The organism is Enterobacter hormaechei subsp. xiangfangensis (genome assembly GCF_001729785.1).
Classification (GTDB): domain Bacteria; phylum Pseudomonadota; class Gammaproteobacteria; order Enterobacterales; family Enterobacteriaceae; genus Enterobacter; species Enterobacter hormaechei_C.
This window is the reverse complement of the sequence record NZ_CP017183.1, coordinates 2,263,512-2,279,627: the sequence shown is the minus strand read 5'-3', so window position 1 is coordinate 2,279,627 and position 16,116 is coordinate 2,263,512. Positions and strand designations below refer to the sequence as shown.

General features: G+C 57.4%; 17 protein-coding genes. 6 read left to right on the top strand and 11 right to left on the bottom strand.

The window, feature by feature from the left end:
• Positions 1-74: 74 nt before the first annotated feature.
• Complete coding sequence (gene sad / locus BFV63_RS10920; protein ID WP_023324648.1) at positions 75-1,457, bottom strand: succinate-semialdehyde dehydrogenase; 1,383 nt, start codon at positions 1,455-1,457, stop codon at positions 75-77.
• Between the two features lie 99 nt (positions 1,458-1,556).
• On the opposite strand from sad, the gene ptrR reads away from it, so the two are divergent.
• Positions 1,557-2,435, top strand: coding sequence for a putrescine utilization regulator PtrR (gene ptrR / locus BFV63_RS10915; RefSeq protein WP_017382364.1), 879 nt, complete (start codon positions 1,557-1,559; stop codon positions 2,433-2,435).
• On the opposite strand, the gene BFV63_RS10910 is transcribed toward ptrR, so the two are convergent.
• Positions 2,432-3,244, bottom strand: a complete 813-nt coding sequence (locus BFV63_RS10910) for a PhzF family phenazine biosynthesis protein (protein WP_048240812.1) — start codon at positions 3,242-3,244, stop codon at positions 2,432-2,434. The two genes, ptrR and BFV63_RS10910, sit on opposite strands and share 4 nt — an antisense overlap.
• A gap of 22 nt (positions 3,245-3,266) precedes the next feature.
• The gene (locus tag BFV63_RS10905) at positions 3,267-4,055 is read right to left on the bottom strand and encodes a PhzF family phenazine biosynthesis protein (protein WP_003857176.1); all 789 of its coding nucleotides are present in this window, start codon (positions 4,053-4,055) and stop codon (positions 3,267-3,269) included.
• A gap of 176 nt (positions 4,056-4,231) precedes the next feature.
• On the opposite strand from BFV63_RS10905, the gene BFV63_RS10900 reads away from it, so the two are divergent.
• The gene (locus tag BFV63_RS10900; RefSeq protein ID WP_069597532.1) at positions 4,232-5,428 is read left to right on the top strand and encodes a sugar transporter; all 1,197 of its coding nucleotides are present in this window, start codon (positions 4,232-4,234) and stop codon (positions 5,426-5,428) included.
• A 43-nt stretch (positions 5,429-5,471) separates the two neighbouring features.
• On the opposite strand, the gene BFV63_RS10895 is transcribed toward BFV63_RS10900, so the two are convergent.
• Positions 5,472-6,137, bottom strand: a complete 666-nt coding sequence (locus BFV63_RS10895; RefSeq protein WP_003857180.1) for a MarC family NAAT transporter — start codon at positions 6,135-6,137, stop codon at positions 5,472-5,474.
• 256 nt (positions 6,138-6,393) lie between these two features.
• Between BFV63_RS10895 and marR the strand changes: the two genes are divergently transcribed.
• From marR to marB, 3 genes are read left to right on the top strand one after another with little or no spacing between them, the layout of a single operon-like run.
• Complete coding sequence (marR, locus tag BFV63_RS10890) at positions 6,394-6,828, top strand: multiple antibiotic resistance transcriptional regulator MarR (RefSeq protein ID WP_023314145.1); 435 nt, start codon at positions 6,394-6,396, stop codon at positions 6,826-6,828.
• Positions 6,829-6,848: 20 nt separating this feature from the next.
• The gene (gene marA, locus BFV63_RS10885) at positions 6,849-7,229 is read left to right on the top strand and encodes an MDR efflux pump AcrAB transcriptional activator MarA (protein ID WP_001303241.1); all 381 of its coding nucleotides are present in this window, start codon (positions 6,849-6,851) and stop codon (positions 7,227-7,229) included.
• Positions 7,230-7,261: 32 nt separating this feature from the next.
• The gene (gene marB / locus BFV63_RS10880) at positions 7,262-7,477 is read left to right on the top strand and encodes a multiple antibiotic resistance protein MarB (RefSeq protein WP_048240814.1); all 216 of its coding nucleotides are present in this window, start codon (positions 7,262-7,264) and stop codon (positions 7,475-7,477) included.
• A gap of 38 nt (positions 7,478-7,515) precedes the next feature.
• Here marB and eamA read toward each other — a convergent pair whose 3' ends face one another.
• Positions 7,516-8,415, bottom strand: a complete 900-nt coding sequence (gene eamA, locus BFV63_RS10875; protein WP_048240816.1) for an O-acetylserine/cysteine exporter — start codon at positions 8,413-8,415, stop codon at positions 7,516-7,518.
• Between the two features lie 193 nt (positions 8,416-8,608).
• Here eamA and ydeE point away from each other — a divergent pair, with 193 nt between their 5' ends.
• Positions 8,609-9,826, top strand: a complete 1,218-nt coding sequence (gene ydeE, locus BFV63_RS10870; RefSeq protein WP_048240818.1) for an efflux MFS transporter YdeE — start codon at positions 8,609-8,611, stop codon at positions 9,824-9,826.
• Between the two features lie 46 nt (positions 9,827-9,872).
• Here ydeE and zinT read toward each other — a convergent pair whose 3' ends face one another.
• The 6 genes from zinT to urtA are packed head-to-tail and all read right to left on the bottom strand — an operon-like array spanning position 9,873 to position 16,010.
• Positions 9,873-10,511 carry a metal-binding protein ZinT gene (gene zinT / locus BFV63_RS10865; protein WP_003857190.1) on the bottom strand — a complete coding sequence of 213 codons (639 nt, stop codon included), beginning with the start codon at positions 10,509-10,511 and terminating at the stop codon, positions 9,873-9,875.
• A gap of 52 nt (positions 10,512-10,563) precedes the next feature.
• Complete coding sequence (gene urtE / locus BFV63_RS10860; RefSeq protein ID WP_048240820.1) at positions 10,564-11,262, bottom strand: urea ABC transporter ATP-binding subunit UrtE; 699 nt, start codon at positions 11,260-11,262, stop codon at positions 10,564-10,566.
• A gap of 9 nt (positions 11,263-11,271) precedes the next feature.
• Complete coding sequence (gene urtD / locus BFV63_RS10855; RefSeq protein ID WP_015570541.1) at positions 11,272-12,069, bottom strand: urea ABC transporter ATP-binding protein UrtD; 798 nt, start codon at positions 12,067-12,069, stop codon at positions 11,272-11,274.
• Positions 12,069-13,142: an urea ABC transporter permease subunit UrtC gene (gene urtC / locus BFV63_RS10850; RefSeq protein ID WP_032609181.1), complete on the bottom strand. Its 1,074-nt coding sequence runs from the start codon at positions 13,140-13,142 to the stop codon at positions 12,069-12,071. The genes urtD and urtC overlap by 1 nt, the downstream gene beginning before the upstream one ends.
• On the bottom strand, positions 13,142-14,716 hold the full coding sequence (gene urtB, locus BFV63_RS10845; RefSeq protein ID WP_069597531.1) for an urea ABC transporter permease subunit UrtB: 1,575 nt from the start codon (positions 14,714-14,716) through the stop codon (positions 13,142-13,144). The genes urtC and urtB overlap by 1 nt, the downstream gene beginning before the upstream one ends.
• Positions 14,717-14,738: 22 nt before the next feature.
• Positions 14,739-16,010: an urea ABC transporter substrate-binding protein gene (urtA, locus tag BFV63_RS10840; protein ID WP_048240823.1), complete on the bottom strand. Its 1,272-nt coding sequence runs from the start codon at positions 16,008-16,010 to the stop codon at positions 14,739-14,741.
• Between the last annotated feature and the right edge of the window lie 106 nt (positions 16,011-16,116).

Sequence of the window (16,116 nt, the reverse complement as noted above, 5' to 3'; positions counted from 1 at the left end):
GACAGAACCATTACGCAAAAATGACAGGAAACGTGAACTGCCGGGTAGCGGCCTGGCCTTACCCGGCAACAATATTAGATGCGATCCTTCCACACCGTCTGCACATTACAGAACTCATGCAGACCGAAATGAGATAGCTCTCGCCCGAAGCCGCTCTTCTTCACTCCGCCAAAGGCAACGCGCGCATCGCTTGCGCTATAGCCGTTGATAAAGACTCCGCCGCACTCCAGCTCGCGAGAGAAGGTTTCAGCCAGCGCATCGTTAGCGGTAAAGACCGTCGCCGATAAGCCAAAATCGCTGTCGTTAGCCAGCTGCAACGCGTGCGCCGCATCATTGGCGACGGTAATCGCGGCCACCGGGCCAAACAGCTCCTGACGGAAGGCCGTCATCTGTCGGGTGACGCCGCCGAGTACGGTTGGCGCATAATAGTTACCGCTCCCGGCAAGCTTCTCTCCGCCGAGCAGCAGGGTCGCCCCTTCCGCCAGCGTAGCCTGCACCTGCTGATGCAGTTCATCGCGAAGATCAAATCGCGCCATCGGGCCAATATAGTTATCTTCCTCATCCGGTGCGCCCATCTTCAGCGCCTTGACCGCGTCAACAAAGCGTTGGGTAAAGGCGTCCGCTACGCCCGCTTCCACAATAAAGCGTTTTGCCGCCGCACAAACCTGTCCGGTATTCTGATAACGTCCGGCCACCGCCGCGTTGACGGCCAGATCAAGATCCGCATCGTTCAGAACGATAAACGGATCGGAACCGCCCAGCTCCAGCACGCATTTCTTCAGCGCCGCGCCCGCCTGCGCGCCAATTGCCGCACCAGCCCGAACGCTGCCGGTTACGGTCACCGCCGCGATACGCCGATCGTTAATCGCCTGGCTGACGCCGTCATTCGTCGCGTTCACCCAGCCAAAGACCCCCTCCGGGAAACCGGCATCCGCGAATACCTTCCCGATCAGCTCCGCCGAGCCGAGCACATTAGGCGCATGTTTAAGCAGATAGCTGTTCCCTGCCAGCAGGATCGGCACCGCACCGCGCAGCACCTGCCAGAGCGGGAAGTTCCACGGCATCACCGCAAGAATAGGTCCCAGCGGACGGTACTCAATCACCGCATTTTCGACCTGGGTTGATTCCGGGTGCAGCATCGACGGGCCGTGTTCAGCGTACCAGTCGCAAAGGCTGGCGGACTTAGCCACCTCCGCACGCGCCTGCACAATGGGCTTGCCCATCTCCCGGGAGATAGTCTGCGCCATCTCTTCCGCACGGCTACGCAGTGCCGCACCCAGATCGCGAAGTTTTTGCGCCCGGTGCGCCACGCTTTCGCGTCGCCATTGACGAAAACCAGTATCCGCCTGTGCAATGGCACGCTCAACGTCACGGGACGTTGCCCACGGGTAAGCAGCCAGCGTTTCGCCGGTAGCCGGGTTGACAGAGTGGGCATGGGTAGCAGATGAATAGGTCATGATGTTCTCCACGTAATAACAGTTGATTGATTGTGGCCTACTCTGCTATTTCTTAAAAATGAATAATACTCACCACCTTATTCACGAATCGAGAACGGTATGGACTTAACTCAGCTTGAGATGTTTAACGCCGTCGCACTGACCGGCAGCATTACCCAGGCGGCGCAGAAGGTACACCGGGTGCCCTCAAACCTCACCACCCGCATCCGACAGCTAGAAGCGGATCTCGGCGTGGAGCTGTTTATTCGCGAGAATCAGCGCCTGCGGCTTTCCCCCGCCGGGCACAATTTTTTGCGCTACAGCAAACAGATCCTGGCGCTGGTCGACGAAGCGCGAATGGTCGTCGCCGGGGATGAACCGCAGGGATTATTCTCGCTCGGCGCGCTGGAAAGTACCGCCGCCGTACGCATTCCGGAAAGTCTGGCGCGGTTTAACCAGCGCTATCCGCGCATTCAGTTTGCGTTATCCACCGGGCCTTCCGGTACGATGATTGACGGCGTGCTTGAAGGGACGCTTAGCGCCGCCTTTGTCGACGGGCCGCTCTCGCACCCGGAACTGGAAGGGATGCCGGTTTACCGGGAAGAGATGATGCTGGTCACCCCTGCGGGCCACGCGGAAGTGTCAAAAGCCACGCAGGTGAGCGGCAGCGACGTGTATGCCTTTCGCGCCAACTGTTCTTACCGGCGTCATCTGGAGAGCTGGTTCCATGCCGACCGCGTAACGCCGGGAAGGATCCATGAGATGGAGTCCTACCACGGGATGCTCGCCTGTGTGATTGCCGGGGCAGGCATTGCGCTGATGCCCCGCTCCATGCTGGAGAGCATGCCGGGGCATCATCAGGTGGCGGCGTGGCCGCTGGCGGAAAACTGGCGCTGGCTCACCACCTGGCTGGTGTGGCGACGCGGGGCGATGACCCGCCAGCTGGAGGCATTTATCGCGCTGCTGAACGAGCGTCAGCCACCTGCGCCCAGTTGTTAAAGTTGAACGTAGTCCTGGAGTCGAAGGAAAATTTTTCCCTTCATATACAGCGTGGCCTGCCCTCCAATCAGCACGCGGTCGCCTTTCAGCTCGCAGCGCAGATCCCCGCCGCGCAAGGAGACCTGGCGGGCCGACATCTGCGTTTTACCAAGCTTTTCGCTCCAGTACGGGATCAGCATGCTGTGAGCTGATCCCGTCACCGGATCCTCCGGCACCCCTTCCCCCGGGCAGAAGAAGCGGCTGACGAAATCATACTCATCTCCCGGCGCTGTAACGCAGACCATTTTCCCCAGCGGGAGCATGGCAGTGATATCCGGCGTCAGCGCCTCCACCTGCCGCTGGCTGTCGAGCACCACCATGTAGTCACGCCCCACACGGACCTCGTTTGTCGCGTTAATGCCCAGCGCGCTGAACAGCACTGGGGGTGGAGTATCGACAACCTCGGTTGACCACGCCGGGAAATTAAGCGTCAGCCAGTCGCCGCTGCGTTGTACCGTCAGTTCGCCGACAAAGCGCGTGGTGAAGGTGATTTCCGTATGCGGATAATCCAGGTATTCAAAAATAACGTGAGAAGCCGCGAGGGTTGCGTGGCCACAGAGGTTAATTTCATCCTGCGTGGTAAACCAGCGCAGTTCAAACCCGTTATCCGTTCGGACAAAAAACGCCGTCTCTGACTGATTATGCTGCTTCGCCATCTTCAGCAGCGTCTCATCCGGTAGCCACGCTTCCAGCGGACACACCGCCGCCGCATTGCCGCCGAACGCCCTGCCGCTGAAAGCATCTACCAGATAAAAATCAATTTCCTGCATCGTTGGTTCCTCTTAGATTTATTCAGCGCAGAAATACTGTGCCCTTCAGATACAGCGCCGCCTGCCCGCCCATCCGCACGCGGTCGCCCTTGAGTTCGCAGCGTACGTCTCCTCCACGGGCGGAAACCTGGCGGGCAAACATCTGTGTTTTGCCAAGCCGTGCACTCCAGTAAGGGATCAGCATGGTGTGCGCGGAGCCGGTGACAGGATCTTCCGGCACGGCCACGCCCGGCGAGAAGAAACGACTGATAAAGTCGTATTCTCCTTCGTCCCGGGCGGTGACGGCCACTTTATGCTCCCCCGGCGTCATGGCGGAGAAATCCGGATTAATGGCTTCCACCTGCTCGCGGCTCTCCAGTACCAGCACCCAGGCGCGGCCTTTTCGCGCCTCGACGTAGTGGCTGATACCGAGTGCGGTGAGCAACTCCGGTGGCGGCGTCTGCGCCTGCGTCGGGCAGGCCGGGAAGTCCAGCGTCATCCAGTCACCTTCACGGCTGACGGTCAGGCGACCAGAGGCAGTGTCAAAATGAAGGCGTGAGTCCGGATAATCCAGTTCGTTAAACAGAATATACGCCACGGCAAGCGTCGCGTGACCACACAGATTAACCTCGGTTAGCGTGGTGAACCAGCGCAACTCGATCCCCCCTTTGGTACACACAAAAAACGCGGTTTCCGACTGGTTATGCTGTTGTGCCATCCGCAGTAACGTCTCATCCGGTAGCCACGCGTCGAGGGGGCACACCGCCGCCGGGTTGCCGCCAAAGGAGGACGCGCTGAACGCATCTACCAGATAAAAATCAATCTCCTGCATTGTGTTACCGCCTGTTTTTGTTGTGTTGTTCTTTATCTTCAATGAAAACAACCGCGTTCGCTACCGCTGCATGAAGGTAAATTTTGTGATTCATATCACATAACGGTTGAGTTTTCGCCGTTTAAGGCTTTAAGATCGTCTCCTCATCTTTCAGGCAACGAATCCCAGATATCCCTATGACAACACACACGGTTTCCCGCAGGGTCGCGTGGCTACGCGTGGTCACGCTCGCCATCGCAGCGTTTATTTTCAACACCACGGAATTTGTTCCGGTTGGGCTGCTGTCCGACATTGCGGCCAGCTTCCATATGGAAACGGCACAGGTTGGCATTATGCTGACCATCTATGCATGGGTGGTAGCGCTGATGTCGCTGCCGTTTATGCTGCTGACCAGCCAGATGGAACGTCGTAAGCTGCTGATTGGGCTGTTTGTGGTGTTCATTGCCAGCCATGTGCTGTCATTTATGGCATGGAACTTCACCGTGCTGGTCATCAGCCGCGTCGGCATCGCGTTTGCCCATGCCGTTTTCTGGTCGATCACCGCATCGCTCGCCATTCGTCTGGCCCCGGCGGGGAAACGCGCCCAGGCGCTGAGCCTGATTGCCACCGGAACGGCGCTGGCGATGGTGTTAGGCCTGCCGATCGGGCGCATTGTGGGTCAATACTTCGGCTGGCGCACCACCTTCTTTGCCATCGGCATGGGGGCGCTGATCACCCTGGTGTGTCTGATCAAACTGCTGCCAAAACTGCCCAGCGAACACTCCGGCTCGCTGAGAAGTCTTCCGCTGCTGATGCGTCGACCGGCGCTGATGAGCATCTATTTGCTGACCGTGATTGTGGTGACCGCCCATTACACGGCCTACAGCTATATTGAGCCGTTTGTTCAGGTTGTGGCGGGCTTTAGCGCTAACTTTGCCACCGTTCTGCTGCTGATCCTGGGCGGCGCGGGGATTATCGGCAGCATCCTGTTCGGGAAGCTGGGCAATCAGCATGCGTCTGCGCTTGTAAGCAGTGCGATTGGCCTGCTGCTGGCATGTCTGCTGTTACTGATGCCTGCGGCAGGCAGCGAGAGTCATCTGGCGATCCTCAGTCTGTTCTGGGGCGTGGCGATCATGATTATTGGTCTGGGAATGCAGGTCAAAGTGCTGGCGCTGGCCCCGGACGCCACGGACGTAGCGATGTCGCTCTTCTCCGGGATTTTTAATCTGGGGATTGGCGCCGGTGCGCTGGTGGGAAATCAGATCAGCCTGCATGTATCGATGTCGGCCATTGGCTATCTCGGGGCGATTCCGGCGCTGATCGCGCTGATCTGGTCGGTGCTTATCTTCCGTAAATGGCCGGTCGCGATGGAAGAACAGACCAGCCACGGTTGACGTTTGTTGTGCCGGGTGGCTCTGCGCTTACCCGGCAACGTTCTCAATGATACGTCTTAACAATCTCCAGCACGCCGTTAATAATAAACTGCACGCCCATACAGACCAGCAGGAAGCCCATCAGACGGGAGATAGCTTCAATCCCCCCCTTGCCCACCCAGCGCATAATCGCCCCGGAACTGCGCAATGACCCCCAGACAATAATGGCAATAAGCGCAAAAATGATCGGCGGCGCAACGGTGATAACCCAGTGCGGAAATGTCGACCCATCACGCACCGTTGAGGCGGAACTGATGATCATCGCAATCGTTCCCGGCCCTGCCGTGCTCGGCATGGCTAACGGCACAAACGCGATGTTGGCGCTCGGTTCGCTTTCAAGCTCCTCCGATTTGCTTTTGGCTTCCGGGGATTCGTGCGCTTTGTGCGCCGGGAACAGCATCCGGAAACCAATAAAGGCCACGATCAGCCCGCCAGCGATACGCAGACCGGGAATCGAAATACCAAAGGTATTCATCACCAGTTGCCCGGCGTAATAAGCCACCATCATTATGGCAAAGACGTACACAGAGGCCATCATCGACTGCTGATTGCGCTCCGCGCTGTTCATGTTCCCCGCCAGCCCCAGAAAAAGCGCCACCGTCGTTAACGGGTTCGCCAGCGGCAGCAACACCACCAGCCCAAGCCCCACTGCTTTAATCAAATCCAACATAATGCACCGCAGTCCTTATCCTTATTCAACATCGCAATTATAGGGGCAAATCCTCGTCCGTAGCCATCCGCGCAGCGTAACCATAATTGTCTCTCGTAATTCATAACCCCAGATTATCTGTATGATTTAAAAGCGTACAGAATGAGTTCCTGAAGCGTTTTAGCATTTCGTGGCATCGGCCGATTCATTCAGTTGACTTATACTTGCCTGAGCAATAATATCTGCCGTGACTAAACTACTTGCCAGGGCAACCATTGTGAAAAGCACCAGTGACCTCTTTAACGACATAATCCCACTGGGTCGTCTTATTCATATGGTTAATCAGAAAAAAGATCGCCTGCTCAATGACTATCTGTCACCGCTGGATATCACCGCAACACAGTTTAAAGTGCTGTGTTCCATTCGCTGCGAAGTGTGTATCACGCCGGTTGAGCTGAAAAAGGTGCTCTCTGTCGATCTGGGTGCGTTAACCCGCATGCTGGATCGTCTCGTCTGTAAAGGATGGGTAGAACGAAGCCCTAACCCAAATGACAAACGTGGCGTACTGGTGAAACTGACCAGCGATGGCGCGGCCATGTGTGAGCAATGTCATCAATTAGTAGGACAAACACTGCACCAGGAACTGACAAAAAACTTATCGGCAGATGAAGTGGCAACGCTTGAGCTCTTACTCAAGAAAATCCTGCCGTAAACAGAAAAAGAGGTATGACGATGTCCAGACGCAATACTGACGCTATCACCATTCATAGCATTTTGGACTGGATCGAAGATAACCTGGAATCTCCGCTCTCCCTTGAGAAAGTGTCTGAGCGTTCAGGTTACTCAAAATGGCACCTGCAACGGATGTTTAAAAAAGAGACCGGCCATTCATTAGGACAATATATTCGCAGCCGCAAGCTGACGGAGATTGCCCAAAAACTGAAAGAAAGCAATGAGCCGATCCTCTATCTGGCGGAACGTTACGGATTTGAATCGCAACAAACCCTGACGCGTACGTTCAAGAACTACTTTGACGTGCCGCCTCATAAGTACCGTATTACCAGTATGCCGGGTGAATCCCGTTATCTGTATCCGCTTAAACATTGCAGTTAATCATCGCCTGTTAAGACGTAACCGAGGAAATCATGAAATTTATCGCCTCCGCCGTCCTCACCTTGCTGGTGCTGGTTTCCGGCCAGAGCTTCGCGGAGCAAACCCCCAGTGCGGGTCAGCAAAATAATCGCGACACCATGATTATGCCGTCCACGCAAAACCAGTCGCCCTGGGACTTCAATCACATGGGCGCTGGCAGCGACAAATCCGACGAATTAGGCGTGCCGTATTACAACCACGACCTGTAATTCGTTTTTGCCCCGCTAATGCGGGGCTTTTTTCTGCCTTAACCCTGCACCCGCGTCGCCCGACGCACCCGCAAGCCAAAGACGTTGATATACAGCCCGGCCATAATCAGCCCTGCGCCACACAGTTGCAGCGCGCCGAGCGTTTCATCCAGCAACAGTGCGGCGCTGGCAAGCCCGACCACCGGTACCAGCAGCGATAACGGCGCCACGCGCCAGGTTTCATAGCGTCCGAGCAGCGATCCCCAGATACCATAGCCAATGATTGAGGCAACGAACGCCAGATAGATCAGCGACAAAATAGTCGTCAGGTCGATCTCCATCAGGCTTTTCAGCATCGCCTGCGGCCCCTCCAGAATAAATGACGCGGCCATAAACGGTACGATGGGGATCAACGCGCTCCAGACCACCAGCGATAAGACCGCCGGACGCGCCTCGTGCTGCATTATCAGCTTGTTAAAGATATTGCCGCACGCCCAGCTCAGCCCCGCCGCCAGGGTGAGCATAAAGCCCAGCAGCGCGACATGCTGACCGTTGAGGCTGCCTTCAATCAGCACCAGCACGCCAAAGACCGCAAGGCTAATGCCCGCCAGCTGTTTGCCCTGCAAGCGTTCGCCAAAGACAAACGCGCCGAGAATGATGGTAAAGAACGCCTGCACCTGAAGCACCAGCGAAGCCAGGCCCGCAGGCATACCGAATTTAATAGCGCAAAAAAGAAACGCAAACTGACCAAAGCTGATGGTGAGGCCGTAGCCCAGCAGCAGCTTGAGGGGAATTTTCGGGCGGGCAACGAACAGCAGCGCCGGAAACGCCACCAGCAGGAAGCGCAGACCCGCCAGCATCAGTGGAGGCATGTTGTGCAACCCAATTTTGATGACCACAAAATTGAGTCCCCACACCACGACAACCAGCAACGCTAACAGCCCGTCTTTCCGCGTCATTTTCCGCCCCTGAAATATTAAAATTTTGTAAACACTTCAAGGTAACAGAAAAAATAGCCCCGCGAGAAGATCATTAATTCTGGTACTGAAGAGAAGCACTTGCGGATAAATTGGGTGCTATACAAGCTGCCGATCCCATGATAATCCTGTAATAACACAACAAAAAAAGCATAAGCATTTGTCGGGCAGGAAAATGAAACCATCAATCAGGCGCTCAACCGCAGCGCTGCTGGCATCGTCATTGTTATTAACAATTGGCCGCGGGGCAACGCTGCCCTTTATGACCATATATCTCACACGCGTGTACGATATGAGCGTGGAGAATATTGGCTATGCCCTTACCGTGGCGTTGACCATTGGCGTGGTGTTTAGCCTGGGGTTTGGCATCCTGGCGGATAAATTCGACAAAAAACGCTATATGCTGATCGCCATCGTCGCCTTTATCGCCGGGTTTGTGGCCATTCCGCTGGTGAATAACGTGACGCTGGTAGTGCTGTTCTTTGCCCTGATTAACTGCGCCTATTCCGTCTTCTCAACGGTGCTGAAAGCATGGTTTGCCGACGTGCTGACCTCCAGCGAAAAGGCGCGCGTTTTCTCACTCAACTACAGTTTCCTGAACATCGGCTGGACGATCGGGCCGCCGATCGGCACCCTGCTTGTGATGTACAGCCTGCAACTGCCGTTCTGGCTGGCGGCCTTCTGCGCCGCACTGCCGCTCGGGTTTATCCATTTCTTTGTGCAGAAAAGCATAGCCTCGGACAGCCCTGAGGAGAAAATGCCATGGCAACCCTCGGTGCTGCTGAAAGACCGGGCGCTGTTCTGGTACACGCTTTCCGGGCTGCTGGCGTCGTATGTGGGTGGATCGTTCGCCACCTGCATTTCCCAGTATGTCCTCGCTGCACATGCGGACAGTGATTTCGCAGAAAAGGTGGTGGCCGTTGTGTTGCCCGTCAACGCGGCGGTGGTCGTCACCCTGCAATATGCGCTTGGACGGAAGATCACCGCCAGCAATATCCGTCCGCTAATGACCGCCGCGACGCTTTTTTTCATCCTCGGGCTGGGGGGGTTTATGCTTTCCGGCGAGAACCTGATTTACTGGGGGATCGCGGCAGCGATTTTCACCCTGGGTGAGATTATTTATGCACCGGGTGAATACATGCTGATCGACAATATCGCCCCGCCGGGCATGAAGGCGAGCTACTTCTCCGCACAAGCGCTGGGCTGGCTGGGCGCGGCGGCGAACCCGATGATCACCGGGTTCATCCTGACCCATCTGCCGCACTGGTCATTATTTATCATTATGATGGCCGCCATCATTGCGGCCTGGCTGATGATATTGCGCGGGATGCGCGTGAAAAGTGAAGATAGCGTGTCGAGTAGCGCTGCGCTTACCCGACCTGGAAAACCCTAATCCCAGGCCGGGTAAGGCGAAGCCGTCCCCCGGCAAAACCAACACCTTAGTGGTGCAACATCTCCTCCACCACCTGCTCTTTGTACATCTCATTCGGGTAGTAGGTCGGCCAGTTATCCATCTCTTTCAGCAGCGCCTCGTGGGAGGTGTTGCCCATAAAGATATGGAAGTGTGAAGAGGCTTTCGGCCCGATGATATGGTCGCTGAACTGCACAAACTTAGGCGCCTCGCTCGCGTTATCCTTGCACTCAAACAGGTAGCGCACACCTTTTTTCCCCGACGCATAGGTCAGAATTTTGTAGCCGCTGTAGTCGTAGCGGCAGCTGCTCACCGTTTTGCCTCGGTGGAATTCCATCACGTTGTTTTCAATGCCGATGGCGTCCACGTCCGTCGCGTAACCCTTGCGGTAGTAGGCCTTCACCTCGGCAGCAGATTTTTCTCCTTTCTGCGCTTTCTTTTCGAAAACCGGATCCAGCGAACCATCAAGCAGGAACGGGTAAACAGACTGCCAGGTTCCGTCCCAGTCAGACAGCTTCCTGTCCCTGACGTCTTTATCCTCAAAGACGCCGTTTGCCGCCTTCTGTTCCGCCTCCGTCATCTGATGACCGTGCGAATGGGCAAAAAGCGAGCCGCTTACCAGCAGCGTTCCCAAAGTCAGCGCAATTTTTCCAGGTTGTGCAGCCACAGCAAAATCCTCATTCCGTTTTATAAGAACAGGGATGTTATATTATAACATTTCAGATCGCAACCAGCCCGCGAACGCCCTCCTGCTCCATATTCTCCCCGCGCCCCTGCTTGACGATGCTGCCGCGCGACATCACCAGATAGCTGTCGGCCAGCTCTGCCGCAAAATCATAAAATTGCTCCACCAGCAGGATCGCCATATCCCCCCGGTTCGCCAGGCTGCGGATCACCTGCCCAATCTCTTTAATCACCGACGGCTGAATACCTTCCGTGGGTTCATCCAGAATCAGTAACTGTGGACGGCTCGCCAGCGCGCGACCAATCGCCAGCTGCTGTTGCTGACCACCGGAAAGATCGCCTCCGCGTCGGTGCTTCATCTCCTTCAGCACCGGGAAAAGCTGCCAAATCTCCTCCGGTACGCTTCTTGCGTTTCCCGCTGAGAAGCGCGACAGCCCCATCAGCAGGTTTTCTTCTACGGTCAGACGCGGAAAAATCTCCCGCCCCTGCGGAACATACGCCACGCCGGACTGCACTCGCTGGTGCGGTTTACTGTGAGTGATGGTCTTTCCCTGCCAGACGACCTCCCCGGCTTTCACCGGGATCAGCCCCATCAGGCACCTCAGTAGCGTGGTTTTGCCCACCCCGTTGCGCCCCAGCAGGCAGGTAACTTCCCCGACGACCGCCTCAAAGCTCACCCCGCGCAGAATATGACTTCCGCCGTAGTACTGATTCAGTTCGCAAACCTGTAACATCCCCTCTCCTTAACGTCCCAGATAGACGTCAATTACCTGTTCATTGGCCTGTACCTCGCGAAGCGAACCTTCCGCCAGTACCCGCCCCTGATGCAGCACCGTGACGTGGTCGGCGATGGTCTCGACGAAGCCCATATCGTGCTCAACCACCATCAGCGAATGCTTGCCTGCCAGGGTTCGGAACAGCTCGGCTGTGTATTCCGTCTCTGCGTCGGTCATACCGGCTGCGGGTTCGTCCAGCAGCAACAGGTGCGGGTCCTGCACCAGCAGCATGCCGATCTCCAGAAACTGCTTCTGTCCGTGGGAAAGCAGTCCGGCACGGCGATCGCGCTCACTGCCAAGCCGCAGCAAAACCAGCATCTCGTCAATGCGGTCGCGCTGCTCGCCGCTGAGCGTGGCCCGCAGGCTCGCCCAGACGGACCTGTCGGCTTTCATGGCGATTTCGAGGTTTTCCCCTACGGTCAACGCTTCAAACACGGTCGGCTTCTGGAACTTACGGCCAATGCCCTGACGGGCGATGGCCGCCGGTTCCAGGGCAGTCAGATCGATGGACTGATCGTAAATAGCTTTCCCGCTTTTTGGCCGGGTTTTGCCGGTGATCACGTCCATCAGCGTGGTTTTACCGGCTCCGTTAGGGCCAATGATGCAGCGCAATTCTCCGACGCCGATATTCAGCGAGAGATCGGTCAACGCCTGAAAACCGTCGAAACTGACGTTAATGGCCTCGAGCTGCAACACCGGATCGGTCTGCTCGCGGTAACGGTCGCCCGGTAGCTGGCGGGTAAAGAGTCCTTCAGAGGGCTGCATTAATTCTCTCCCTTACGAAACAGACCGAACACGCCGCGCGGTAAAAACAGCGTCACGGCGATGAAAATCAGCCCCAGAAACAGCTGCCAGTACTCCGGCATCGCCACGGTGAAAAAGCTCTTCGCACCGTTGACCAGCGCCGCGCCAATCACCGGGCCCACCAGAGTGCCGCGCCCGCCCAGCGCTACCCAGATGGCCGCTTCAATCGAGTTGGTTGGCGACATTTCACCCGGGTTGATAATGCCCACCTGCGGAACGTACAGCGCCCCCGCCAGGCCACACAGCACGGCGGAAAGCGTCCAGACCAGCAGCTTGAAGCCGCGCGGATCGTAGCCGCAGAACGTGAGACGGTTTTCCGCATCGCGCACCGCCGTTAAAATGCGGCCAAATTTACTCTTCGCCAGCGCGTAGCCTGTGCCCAGGGCCAGAAGCAGCAGCACGACCGTTGCGAGAAACAGCGCGATCCGCGTGGTGGTCGCCGTGACGGAAAATCCGAGCAGCGTGGTAAAGCCGGTAAAGCCGTTATTGCCGCCAAAGCCGGTTTCGTTGCGAAAGAACAGCAGCATGCCCGCATAGGTCAGCGCCTGGGTCATGATGGAGAAATAGACCCCTTTGATCTTCGAGCGGAAAGCAAACCAGCCGAAGACCAGCGCCAGCAGGCCGGGTATCGTCACAATTAACACCAGTGCCCAGGCAAAATGCTGCGTTCCCCACCAGAACCAGGGCAGTTCGCTCCACGAGAGAAACGACATAAACGCGGGCAGCCCGTCTCCGGCCGCCTGGCGCATCAGGTACATGCCCATCGCATAGCCGCCCAGGGCGAAGAATATGCCGTGCCCCAGCGAGAGCATACCGGCATAGCCCCAGACCAGATCGAGGGCCACGGCGACCACCGCGTAGCAGAGGATCTTGCCGATGAGCGTCAACATCCACGTGGAAACGGCCAGCGGATGGGTGGCGGGCAACAGCGCGAGAAAAGGCAGCACCAGCAGCGCCGCAACCAGCAGACTGCCGAAGATTTGCGCGGTGCGCGGTGCCCTGCGCGCCAGTGTTAAGGTCAATGGCTGGCTCATCAGTCTGTCACCCTCCCTTTAAGTGCGAATAACCCCTGCGGACGTTTCTGGATAAACAGAATGATCGCCACCAGAATCAGGATCTTGCCCAGCACGGCGCCCATCTGCGGTTCAAGAATTTTATTGAAGATCCCCAGACCAAAGGCCGCCGCGACGCTACCGGCCAGCTGGCCGACGCCGCCGAGCACCACCACCAGGAACGAATCAATGATGTATCCCTGGCCCAGCTCCGGTCCCACGTTCCCCAGCTGGGACAACGCCACGCCGCCCAGCCCGGCAATGCCGGACCCGAGGCCAAACGCCAGCATATCTACCCGTCCGGTGGGGACGCCGCAGCAGGCCGCCATGCTGCGGTTTTGCGTCACCGCCCGCACGTTCAGCCCCAGACGCGTTTTATTCAGAATGAGCCAGGTGAAGAACAGCACCAGCAACACAAACCCGAGCACCACAATACGGTTCCACGGCAGCGTCAGGTTGGCGAAAACCTGCACCCCGCCGGACAGCCAGGCCGGGTTTGCGACCTCAAGGTTCTGAGCGCCAAAGGTCATGCGCACCAGCTGGATAAGCATCAGGCTGATCCCCCAGGTGGCGAGCAGGGTTTCCAGCGGGCGGCCATACAGATGGCGGATCACCGTGCGCTCCAGCACCATCCCGATACCTGCCGTCAGGCAAAACGCCACCGGCAGCGCCACCACCGGATAGAGCGCCAGCCACTGAGGCATCCACTGCGCCATCACCTGCTGCACCAACCAGGTAGCATACGCCCCGAGCATCAGCATTTCACCGTGGGCCATGTTAATCACCCCCAGCAGACCATAGGTGATAGCCAGCCCGAGCGCGGCCAGCAAGAGTACCGACCCCAACGACAGGCCCATGAAGGCCTGCCCCAGCAGTTCACCCCACATCAGCCGGTGCTGAATACGGTCCAGGCTCTCAGCGGCGGCGGCACGTACCCGTGCGTCCGGCTCGGTTTGCGCCCGGGTGAACGGCGTCAGCGTGGCCTGAACGTCCGGATCGTCAGACTGTCCCAACAGTTCAACCGCGTTGAGGCGCGTTTCCGCCTGCGGACTCGCCAGCTGAAGATTTGCCAGCACCAGCCTCAGCGACTGTCGGGTGACGTCGTCCGTTTCGCGATTAGCCCGCTGTTGCAGAAACCCGAGCATACCCGGCTGGGCGTCACGCTGAAGTTGCCGCGCGGCATGACGCTTTTCGGTGACACTGTCACTTACAAGCTGATGCGTCGCCAGCGCCGTGACGGTTAACACGCGCAGCCGGTTGGTCAGCCGCACGGCTTTGGTCGTTCCTTCGGCGCTCTTTGCCGCGCCCAGGGCAACCATTTCGCCGTCGATGCGGGTAAAAGCCTTCTTCTGGCTGTCGCCATAAAGGTTCTCCTGTTGCAGCGCCTTAAGCAGCGGCAAACGTGCAGGTTCCGGCGTGGCTGCCCAGCGGGTCAGCATGGCGGTCTGCTCGCTGCGGCTAGCGGCAACAAAATCATCGGCATCCGATGCCTGCGCCATCCCTGGCAGCAGTCCGGTAAGCCACACAATCGCAATCATCATGCGCATGGCATTCATGACGTCTCTCCCTGGTGGTGGCTTAGTTGCTGGCGGTTTTCATCGGCTGGTCAGGTTTTTTGTCATTCCCGGCGATAAACGGGCTCCACGGCTGAGCGCGTACCGGCTGTTCGGTTTGCCAGACGACGTTGAACTGGCCGTTGCCTTCGATTTCACCAATCATGACGGGCTTATGCAGGTGGTGGTTGGTGACATCCATGGTCAGCGTAAAGCCGGACGGCGCGTTGAACGACTGGCCCGCCATTGCCGCGCGCACTTTGTCCACGTCGGTTGTCCCCGCTTTTTCAACCGCCTGCGCCCACATATGCAGGCCGACGTAGGTCGCTTCCATCGGATCGTTGGTGACGACGGTATCGGCATTCGGCAGCTTATGGGCTTTCGCGTAGGCTTTGTAGGCCGCGACAAAGGTCTGGTTGGTCGGGTTATCGACGGATTCAAAGTAGTTCCACGCCGCCAGGTTACCCACCAGCGGTTTGGTATCAATGCCGCGCAGTTCCTCCTCGCCCACCGAGAACGCCACAACCGGCACGTCCGTGGCTTTCAGCCCCTGGTTCGCCAGCTCTTTATAGAAAGGCACGTTGGAATCACCGTTGATGGTGGAGACCACCGCCGTTTTACCGCCCGCAGAGAATTTCTTGATACTGGCGACGATGGTCTGGTAATCGCTATGACCAAATGGAGTGAAGACCTCTTCAATATCTTTATCTTCCACGCCTTTCGAGTGCAGGAAGGCGCGCAGGATCTTGTTCGTGGTGCGCGGGTAAACGTAGTCCGTTCCCAGCAGGAAGAAGCGTTTCGCGCTGCCGCCGTCCTCGCTCATCAGGTACTCCACCGCCGGGATCGCCTGCTGGTTAGGCGCCGCGCCGGTATAGAAGACGTTAGGTGACATCTCTTCACCTTCGTACTGCACCGGATAGAACAGCAAACCGTTCAGCTCCTCAAAAACCGGCAGAACCGATTTACGCGATACGGAGGTCCAGCAGCCAAACACCACGGCGACCTTATCCTGGCTCAGAAGCTGGCGGGCCTTTTCGGCAAACAGCGGCCAGTTGGAGGCCGGGTCAACCACCACCGGCTCCAGCTTTTTCCCGAGCACGCCGCCTTTGGCGTTAATTTCATCGATGGTCATCAGGGCGACATCTTTCAGGGGCGTTTCTGAAATGGCCATCGTGCCGGAGAGTGAGTGCATGATCCCGACTTTAATGGTCTCTGCGGCCTGGACGCCAAAACTGACCCCCATGGCGACCACGGAGGCGGACAAGGCGAACGCTTTTATAAAGGTACGACGGTGCATATTTTCACTCCTGAAAAAGAAAGCTGTGCGAAGACGTCCGTTACCGCCCGGACGCAGAAAAAGTAACGTCAGTTTCAGGAGAGCAAAAAGGGTGCCAGGTTGCAGA

Coding starts and splice junctions, on each gene's coding strand:
- sad (WP_023324648.1), bottom strand. CDS start 1,457: ATGACCTATTCATCTGCTACCCATGCCCACTCTGTCAACCCGGCTACC.
- ptrR (WP_017382364.1), top strand. CDS start 1,557: ATGGACTTAACTCAGCTTGAGATGTTTAACGCCGTCGCACTGACCGGC.
- BFV63_RS10910 (WP_048240812.1), bottom strand. CDS start 3,244: ATGCAGGAAATTGATTTTTATCTGGTAGATGCTTTCAGCGGCAGGGCG.
- BFV63_RS10905 (WP_003857176.1), bottom strand. CDS start 4,055: ATGCAGGAGATTGATTTTTATCTGGTAGATGCGTTCAGCGCGTCCTCC.
- BFV63_RS10900 (WP_069597532.1), top strand. CDS start 4,232: ATGACAACACACACGGTTTCCCGCAGGGTCGCGTGGCTACGCGTGGTC.
- BFV63_RS10895 (WP_003857180.1), bottom strand. CDS start 6,137: ATGTTGGATTTGATTAAAGCAGTGGGGCTTGGGCTGGTGGTGTTGCTG.
- marA (WP_001303241.1), top strand. CDS start 6,849: ATGTCCAGACGCAATACTGACGCTATCACCATTCATAGCATTTTGGAC.
- marB (WP_048240814.1), top strand. CDS start 7,262: ATGAAATTTATCGCCTCCGCCGTCCTCACCTTGCTGGTGCTGGTTTCC.
- eamA (WP_048240816.1), bottom strand. CDS start 8,415: ATGACGCGGAAAGACGGGCTGTTAGCGTTGCTGGTTGTCGTGGTGTGG.
- ydeE (WP_048240818.1), top strand. CDS start 8,609: ATGAAACCATCAATCAGGCGCTCAACCGCAGCGCTGCTGGCATCGTCA.
- urtE (WP_048240820.1), bottom strand. CDS start 11,262: ATGTTACAGGTTTGCGAACTGAATCAGTACTACGGCGGAAGTCATATT.
- urtD (WP_015570541.1), bottom strand. CDS start 12,069: ATGCAGCCCTCTGAAGGACTCTTTACCCGCCAGCTACCGGGCGACCGT.
- urtC (WP_032609181.1), bottom strand. CDS start 13,142: ATGAGCCAGCCATTGACCTTAACACTGGCGCGCAGGGCACCGCGCACC.
- urtB (WP_069597531.1), bottom strand. CDS start 14,716: ATGAATGCCATGCGCATGATGATTGCGATTGTGTGGCTTACCGGACTG.
- urtA (WP_048240823.1), bottom strand. CDS start 16,010: ATGCACCGTCGTACCTTTATAAAAGCGTTCGCCTTGTCCGCCTCCGTG.